Source organism: Rhizobium sp. UFLA01-1127, from assembly GCF_059803845.1.
On the sequence record NZ_JAUQTZ010000317.1, the window covers coordinates 1 to 636 of the forward strand.

General features: G+C 60.5%; 1 protein-coding gene. It reads left to right on the forward strand.

What is annotated here, in order from left to right:
* Positions 1-83: 83 nt before the first annotated feature.
* Positions 84-636: leucine zipper domain-containing protein (locus Q4Q11_RS31995; RefSeq protein ID WP_498572001.1), on the forward strand; the 553-nt coding region annotated here is incomplete at its 3' end.

Consider the following 636-nt stretch of genomic DNA (forward strand, 5'->3'; position numbering starts at 1 on the left):
TGTGAGCTTTCGGGAGGTTGTCCATTCGGAGCGGATTTGGGAGACTGGAGTTACCACACCTCAGTTTTCCAGGATCACTCCGAATGAACATCCACAAGAATGCCCGACTGACGCCGTTGCGTCGAGAGGAAATGGCTCTGGCCGTCATCGAAGGCCAGTTGTCCCAAGCGCAGGCCGCGCGGATCTATGGGGTCTCGGCGAAGATCGTTTTGCGCTGGGTCGAGCGTTATAAGGTTGATGGGCGCGACGGGATGACGGATCGCTCGTCGCGACCCAAAATCAGTCCGCGACAGACGCATAACGACCTGGCTGAGCGGATCATCGCTCTTCGCCGAAAGCGCCTGACCGGCAAGCACATCGCCATGGAGACAGGCGTGTCGCCGGCCACCGTCAGCCGCGTTCTCAAGCGTGCAGGCTTGTCGCGAATGAAGGACATCGCCCCCATCGAACCGGTCGTGCGTTATGAGTATGCCGAGCCGGGTGGCCTCATCCATCTCGATATCAAACGCCTCGGCCGCTTCGATCGCGTCGGACACCGCATCACCGGCGACAGGACAGGCCAGAGCAATTCCCGTGGCGTCGGCTGGGAATACGTCCATGTCTGCATCGACGATGCCTCCCGCATCGCCTTTACCC